The 6261-nt window shown below is 52.4% G+C and carries 9 protein-coding genes and 1 pseudogene; 4 read left to right on the top strand and 6 right to left on the bottom strand.

Features of this window, described 5'->3' with window-relative positions:
* Positions 1-323 (bottom strand): phage integrase N-terminal SAM-like domain-containing protein (locus LGZ99_RS23050; protein ID WP_262979704.1); only part of this gene is annotated, 323 nt, incomplete at its 3' end.
* Positions 271-633, bottom strand: coding sequence for a hypothetical protein (locus LGZ99_RS23045; RefSeq protein ID WP_262979705.1), 363 nt, complete (start codon positions 631-633; stop codon positions 271-273). The genes LGZ99_RS23050 and LGZ99_RS23045, both read right to left, overlap by 53 nt.
* Positions 634-868: 235 nt before the next feature.
* Between LGZ99_RS23045 and LGZ99_RS23040 the strand changes: the two genes are divergently transcribed.
* A complete protein-coding gene (locus LGZ99_RS23040) occupies positions 869-1243 on the top strand; it encodes a hypothetical protein (RefSeq protein WP_262979703.1) in 375 nt (124 codons plus the stop codon).
* Positions 1244-1250: 7 nt separating this feature from the next.
* On the opposite strand, the gene LGZ99_RS23035 is transcribed toward LGZ99_RS23040, so the two are convergent.
* Positions 1251-4019 carry a CHC2 zinc finger domain-containing protein gene (locus LGZ99_RS23035; RefSeq protein ID WP_262979702.1) on the bottom strand — a complete coding sequence of 923 codons (2769 nt, stop codon included), beginning with the start codon at positions 4017-4019 and terminating at the stop codon, positions 1251-1253.
* Positions 4020-4140: 121 nt separating this feature from the next.
* Between LGZ99_RS23035 and LGZ99_RS23030 the strand changes: the two genes are divergently transcribed.
* The 3 genes from LGZ99_RS23030 to LGZ99_RS23020 all read left to right on the top strand — a co-directional run bounded on the left by LGZ99_RS23030 (position 4141) and on the right by LGZ99_RS23020 (position 5153).
* Complete coding sequence (locus LGZ99_RS23030) at positions 4141-4545, top strand: helix-turn-helix domain-containing protein (RefSeq protein WP_242685670.1); 405 nt, start codon at positions 4141-4143, stop codon at positions 4543-4545.
* A 73-nt stretch (positions 4546-4618) separates the two neighbouring features.
* On the top strand, positions 4619-4942 hold the full coding sequence (locus LGZ99_RS23025) for a SymE family type I addiction module toxin (protein WP_262979701.1): 324 nt from the start codon (positions 4619-4621) through the stop codon (positions 4940-4942).
* 13 nt (positions 4943-4955) lie between these two features.
* A complete protein-coding gene (locus LGZ99_RS23020) occupies positions 4956-5153 on the top strand; it encodes a DUF7706 family protein (protein ID WP_105397043.1) in 198 nt (65 codons plus the stop codon).
* Between the two features lie 42 nt (positions 5154-5195).
* Here the strand turns inward: LGZ99_RS23020 and LGZ99_RS23015 are convergent, their stop codons facing one another.
* The 3 genes and pseudogenes from LGZ99_RS23015 to LGZ99_RS24950 form a co-directional block, all read right to left on the bottom strand.
* On the bottom strand, positions 5196-5738 hold the full coding sequence (locus tag LGZ99_RS23015; protein WP_105397042.1) for a nuclease: 543 nt from the start codon (positions 5736-5738) through the stop codon (positions 5196-5198).
* Positions 5739-5751: 13 nt separating this feature from the next.
* Positions 5752-6024, bottom strand: coding sequence for a hydrolase (locus tag LGZ99_RS23010; RefSeq protein WP_181150309.1), 273 nt, complete (start codon positions 6022-6024; stop codon positions 5752-5754).
* Between the two features lie 93 nt (positions 6025-6117).
* Positions 6118-6234 (bottom strand): annotated as a pseudogene (locus tag LGZ99_RS24950) (RHS repeat-associated core domain-containing protein); the annotation flags it as partial.
* Positions 6235-6261: the final 27 nt, after the last annotated feature.

Below are 6261 nucleotides of genomic sequence, written 5' to 3'. Positions count from 1 at the left end.
ACCTGCGCCGGCAGCCGTTTTTCTTCTCTTGGCAACACCATGTTATCCGTCGGGTTATACAGAATATGGTGACGTTGCAACAGCCAGCGGAACCACTGACGTAAGACACTCAGGCGGTCCCGCTGACTGCCCGGGCTGTAGGGTTGACCGTTCGCTTTACGGGCGCTTCTCAGCCAGCGCTGGTAACTTTCCAGCAACGGCAGGCTGACCTGCGGCGCGGTCATCACCCCACGCGCTTCGCACCAGGTGACGAACGGCAACAGCCGCTCTTCATAGGACTCCTGGGTCCGTTCGCTTAAGCCCTGTCCTCGTACGGCTTCCAGCCAGGCGGCCAGATGCTGGCGTAAGGTGGCGAAGCGGGCTGGTATGGCGTCGGGTTGACCGTGGGTCTCCGTCACCGAGGGGCGTTTTTTTCTGTCTGGCGAGGCCAGTGTTGCCGCCGGGCTGGTCGGGATAGCGTGCTGTTGCTGCAACCAGTCGAACCACAGGCGTAAGGACCGCAGGCGTCGGCGCTGACTGTCCTGCGTATAAAGCTGGCCGTTGGCCTTGCGGTACCGGGTCAGAGACTGCTGCCAGTTTGCCAGTAACGGCTCGGTGACCTGAGCGGCGGATATTACGCCCTGTTCCTCGCACCAGATGACGAATGGCGACAGCCGTTCATGACGGGCGGACTGGCTCTTTTGACTCGCCCCCTGCAACAGCAGGTTATCCAGATACGCCCCCAGATGCTGGCGCAGGGTCAGCGGGTGGGATTGACGTTTAACGGGTGATGACATGATGGGATTTCCTGTAGAGAACAGCGGTTAGTGTTATCAGTGTGTGATACATCACTGCGGTACGATGGCTTGATTCTTAGGTGGCCGGAACAGTGCTTTTCTGCCTGCCCCAACTTGCGGACCGCTCAGCCCGGTATTGCTGCGGTCTGGCGTCCATTTCCCGCCCTCCAACTTGGGCCCAACTTGACCCCAACTTAAGGGCAACTTGCGGTTCAGTTAGTCCAACTTGCGTTGGTCATATTCCGGGTTTTCTTATTCGGGTTTTCGGGTTCGATGATGTACTGGCAGTACGATACGACGGCTTTTTCTTATTATTGCCGGAACAGTGTTTTTCAACCTTCCCCAACTTGCGAGCCATTCCGCCCAGTATTGCTGCGGTCTGGCGTCCATTTCCCGCCCTCCAACTTGGGCCCAACTTGACCCCAACTTGGGGGCAACTTGCGGCTCAGTCAGTCCAACTTGCGTGAGTCATATTCAGGGTTTTACCGGCGCTGTCAGGTCAATCAGGCCGCACAGATGGGCTTCTTCTGCGCTGTCACCGTTCCACAGCAGTTCATACTGCAACAGGTGGCCGCGACTGCCGCCGTGGACTAACAGATATTCCATGTCGGCCAGTCGCTGACAATGGACTTTTAACTGGTTATCGCTCCACTGGGTGTAATGGCGGATATCCCGGCGGGTAAAGCGGACCGCGTTCACCGGGCGTTGCTGCGCTGCCGCCGTCGCTTTCACCATCTCTTGTATCAGCAGTAACAGTTTTCTTGTCTGAGGTGACATTTCATCCAGCGTGCGGCCTAATATCTCGTGGGCCAGCCGGTTTGCTAAGCTAATATCGTCTTGGGTCACCTCGATATATTCAAGCCGTTTGCCCCGGTGTTCCGCGGTCTTCACTTCGCGCTGGTGCTGATGCAGCAGGGCGATACTTTGTATCAGGGTGAGATATTTCATGTGGTCGCGCCGGGTGCGGGTTTTATCGCTCATGAATGTTAACTGTGAAGCATAAGGGTTAACCACATTGAGCGGGCGCAACAGCCGCTGGGCGTTTTGATGCAGTTCGGTGATATACGCCTTTTCATTCTCTGCCAGTAAGCCTTCGAGGGTTTGCTTATGGCGCTGCAAGGCGTGGATAGCTTCGGTCTGTTCCCGCGATTCGTTCACCGTCAGCACTAGACAGCGATTTAACAGCTCTTCATCGACATCAATCGCCGTGGTGGTGAGCATCAGCATCACCGGTCCTTTCACTGTGTACTGTTTGGTGACCAGATTCCCGCTGGCATCATCTTTACCGGTTGAGGCAATGGTCAGTTCCCCGTCGCTTTGCAACAGCTTAAGCGCATAGGCGGCCTGCCGCACCCCTTCCTCTTCGGCAATGGCTAAGATTTTATGCTGGAGATTGGTTTCCCCCAGATAGAACAGACTCTGGCCGGTCATGGCGCTGTATTGCAGCCGTTCTTCTTCCGGTATCAGATTGAGGACGGCATCCATTAAGCTGCTTTTACCTGCCGCCGAACTGCTTTGTATCAGCACCGCCAGCGGACGCTCCAGCTTGCGACTGACGGCGGCTAAGTAACCGGCCAGCAGGTTAGTGGATTCGCCCACCACGCCACAGGCGGCTAAGTCAGCGGTGATGCGCTCGCTCAGCTGCGGGTCTTGCAACAGTGCCAGCGCCGCGGCCCGCTGGTCCTCGCTCAGTTCGGGAACCGGCGGGGTTTCGGTTTGTTCACCGGCCCCGGCCTGTTGACATTGTTCCAGTACCAGCAACACCTGCCCCAGTGAACGCCTCAGGTCACCTTCGGTCAGCCCGAGTTCAGTGGCGGCCAGCCGCGCATAACCGTTCCGGCCGCGGGCGCTCATCATGTCCACGCTGTCCGCGAACATCACGCCGCTGTCAGTATCAACGACCTGAACATTGACTTTCATCACTGCCGCCCCGGCTTTCACCTGTGACAGGCCCCGGATACCCCACTGTTGTGTGCCCAGGGTGAGGGATATCTCGCCGTTAGCGCCGGTTTCCCAGACCACATTCGGCACTGACGGCAACGCGGCTATCCCGGCGGCTAAGGTGCTGACTGTTTCCGGCACCGGAACCGGCTGATGTTCAGCCAGTGCGGCCCGCTCTGTGGCGGTGGTTACCTGTACCTCTGCCGCTTCCTGCATCGGCACGGCACTGTCCAGCAACAACCCGAAGGCCCGTTCCGGCTCGGCGACCTGACACAGATAGCCGTTGGCATCCATGCCCTCGGGGAACACCACCCGGAACACGGTGAGGCCGGCGGTGGTCAGTTCGGCGGCCAGTTTCACCGCTGCGTCATTCCCTGCGGGGTCATTATCGAAGGCAATCAGCACCTGTCTGACCTGATGCTGTTTCAGGGCCTGCCAGTGGTCGGGAGTAAAACCATTGACGCCATAGGCGGCGGTGACATTACGGTAACCGGCTACCCAGAACGACATCGCGTCGATTAACGATTCACACAGGATAAGCGAGGCTGACGCCGCCATTGCCGGTTCATTCCAGACGCCGCCATGTGCGCCGGGCAGATACAGATGCCTGGGGGTGTTTTTGCGCAGGTCCTCACCGATTTTACGCCCGTAGATTTCGCGTATCTGGCCGTGCATATCGATAACCGGTATCACCAGTGAACCCCGGAAGTGCTCATGTCCGTTGTCCCGCAGGATACCTGCCGCCATTAACCGGGTACGGATAGCTGACCCGGCCTTGTATTTACTGGCGGGCAGCCGGTAACCCAGCGTGCGGTTGGCCAGGCCCGGTTTAAAACAGGCGACTAATTCCGGGTGGTTTAACCGGCGTTTTTCCAGATAAGCCAGCGCTTCGGGGGCGTTCAGCAACGTCTGGTGATAGAACTCCACCACCCGATTAAGCAGCGCCTGCCGTCCGGCTTCGTCTTCGGCCAGCACGGCGGGTTCATTTGGCTGGACCAGCGGGGCGATTGCCGGATTCTCGCCCAGTTCCCCGCGCAGGCGTTCTACGGCATGGCGCAGGCTTAAGCCTTCGGTTTTCATCACCCAGTCCAGTACTGAGCCGCCGGCATCACAGCCAAAACAGTGATAGAGATTTTTTGCCGGTGAGATAACCATTGACGGGGTTTTCTCCTGATGGAACGGGCACAGCAGCACGTAATCTTTGCCGCGTTTAAAGAGCTGTCGCCTCTGTTGCTCCACTACGGCGACTAAGGAGACGGCGGCTTTCAGGTGCTGTAATTCTGCTTCGGGTATCCGTGCCATGTTGTTGACTCCTAAATCCTGTCAAGATTTAAATTGACTCCTAATTGGATTTATTTATAATCCTTTTAGGAGTTACTTGCAACCCCTAATTCAGACAAGCCCTTACACTAACGGAGTCACTATGCAAACAGAGTTTTTGATTATGCAAAATGCTGAACTCCGCAAAGAGTTTGGGGTACGTCTCAAGGCGCTACGTAAGCAGAAGGGATGGCCTCAGAAAGAACTGGCTGGGAAAGTTGAGATCCGTTTTCAACAACTGAACAAGTACGAAAGCGGACTTAACATACCTCCCGCTGAGATGATGGTTAAGCTGGCTGATGTGTTAGGGGTCACTGTGGATTATCTGCTGACAGGCAATCCTGTTGAAGATTCACCGTTGGCTAACTCTCGATTATTTAGGCGTTTTCAGGTTCTGGAACGACTGGCACAGGAAGATCAGGAAACGGTTATCAAGATCATTGATGCCATGATTGCCAAGCAGCGTATGGAGTCTGCTTTACTGTCCGTTGATGAACCGGAGGGATAAAAATAGCGCGGCGCTGATGTGTTGAGACCACACCAACGCCGCTCACCACAAGCAACTAAAAGAGGTAGTTACTATGGCTAAGGCGCATTCTAAAGCAGAAGCGGCGGTAAATAAAGCCGTGAAAACAGAACGTTATTACACGGTGGGTTATGTGCCGAACGGGAATAAGATCAACAACGCCACACCGGCAATACATCTTAAGGGGCAGTGGCTGAGACAGGCGGGATTTAATACCGGGGGCCAGATTACGGTGAAGGTGATGGACGGTTGTCTGGTGCTCATTCCTGACAGTGAAGCTACGCAACACTATCAGCAGCAATACCAGCGGCAGCAGAGCCAGCTTAATGAGATTAAGCTGCGGATGCGGGAGATGCTGGCTGAGTACAACGCGGGCTAAGGGAGAGGATAAAATGAACGTGGTGATTGAACATTTACAGGACATTCAGTTAACCCACATTGAAGCGCTGGCCTTAGCCCAACTGGTGAAGCGGCTGAGCTGGGCGGAGATACGGGCTTGCGCGGTGAATGACGAGGAAGCGTATCAGATTAAGGATGCGATCGGTAAGCTTCAGTCGGCACTGGCTTATCGTGGGTATGCGCCACGGTAGATCATCAGAAGGCCGGAAAGATCTTTCCGGCCTTAACATCATTTAATTTGCTATTTCTTCCCAAAATTCATTTGTCCGAGAACCAACATATTCAATGATTTTTGTGGATGTTTCTTTACCTAAGAAAATAGTCCCAACACCTCTGATAAATAATTCAAAATTAGCTGAAACTTGTTCAAAGTCATTCATTGATGATTCACTGGTCATGACAAAAACCTCACCAGCAATAGTGTTTAGCAATATGGTATAAGGATCAGATATTGCTATGACAATAAATTCTTTAGGTCTATTTTCACCAATCCACCAATGATTAAAATTATCCTTACTATTAATATTTACTATCATTTCAAGATAATCAGAGCCATTACCAAATGATATGTTTCCTAATGAGAAGTTATCTAAATCATAGTCTTTTATGAATGATATAAATTCTTTAGGGAATGCGATATTCAGTTTTTTTTCTGAGATTTCAACGTTTAATAACGGTTTGTATCTTTTCGATAATTTCAGGTCATCAAAGTCATCACCTAATGGTGAGAATTTCTCATCTAATTGTTCGCTTATTTCTTTAATCGTTAGCAACATAAAATTCTCCTTTTTATTTTGTATGCCATATACCGCCACTGCCAACATGAGTTGAACTCGGGACGGGTATTGCGTAATGCCCAAAATCAACGTGATGGTGAATTAATGTTTCACCCTTGTAATTCACATGTTCTGGAAACGCCTTAATCCATTGATTATCTATTTTAGGTGATAATCCTAACTCTTTTATTCGGTACATATTACTTTTACTTAAAGAATCTGGCTGCAAATTACTCCATTGTTGCCAAAATTCTTTATTGTTTCTGATACCACCATTAGCAGTCATTTTGCCACTAGTGAAAGTACTTGTATCTATTGAATAGTTAGGGTCAGGTCTATTTGGGATTCTTGGATCTACCCTTGTTTGATAAGGGTTGTCACCCCTTGAAATTTCTTTTGTTCCAGGACAGCCAGCCAGACCCAGCGGATCAATCCAGTTTGCCGGATTATGGACGTACGCATACGGGTTCGGACCCCCATTTAGCCCTAGAGGATCTTAGGGACTATCCCGACGCCATCATAC

Source organism: Photorhabdus temperata (assembly GCF_025384845.1).
Lineage (GTDB): Bacteria > Pseudomonadota > Gammaproteobacteria > Enterobacterales > Enterobacteriaceae > Photorhabdus > Photorhabdus temperata.
Note: the sequence above shows the minus strand (reverse complement) of the source record. Positions and strands in the feature narration are given on the sequence as shown.

Excerpts from the sequence above, each read along its gene's own strand:
- LGZ99_RS23030 (WP_242685670.1), top strand. The coding sequence starts at position 4,141 with ATGCAAACAGAGTTTTTGATTATGCAAAATGCTGAACTCCGCAAAGAG.
- LGZ99_RS23020 (WP_105397043.1), top strand. The coding sequence starts at position 4,956 with ATGAACGTGGTGATTGAACATTTACAGGACATTCAGTTAACCCACATT.
- LGZ99_RS23010 (WP_181150309.1), bottom strand. The coding sequence starts at position 6,024 with ATGACTGCTAATGGTGGTATCAGAAACAATAAAGAATTTTGGCAACAA.
- LGZ99_RS23025 (WP_262979701.1), top strand. The coding sequence starts at position 4,619 with ATGGCTAAGGCGCATTCTAAAGCAGAAGCGGCGGTAAATAAAGCCGTG.
- LGZ99_RS23015 (WP_105397042.1), bottom strand. The coding sequence starts at position 5,738 with ATGTTGCTAACGATTAAAGAAATAAGCGAACAATTAGATGAGAAATTC.
- LGZ99_RS23035 (WP_262979702.1), bottom strand. The coding sequence starts at position 4,019 with ATGGCACGGATACCCGAAGCAGAATTACAGCACCTGAAAGCCGCCGTC.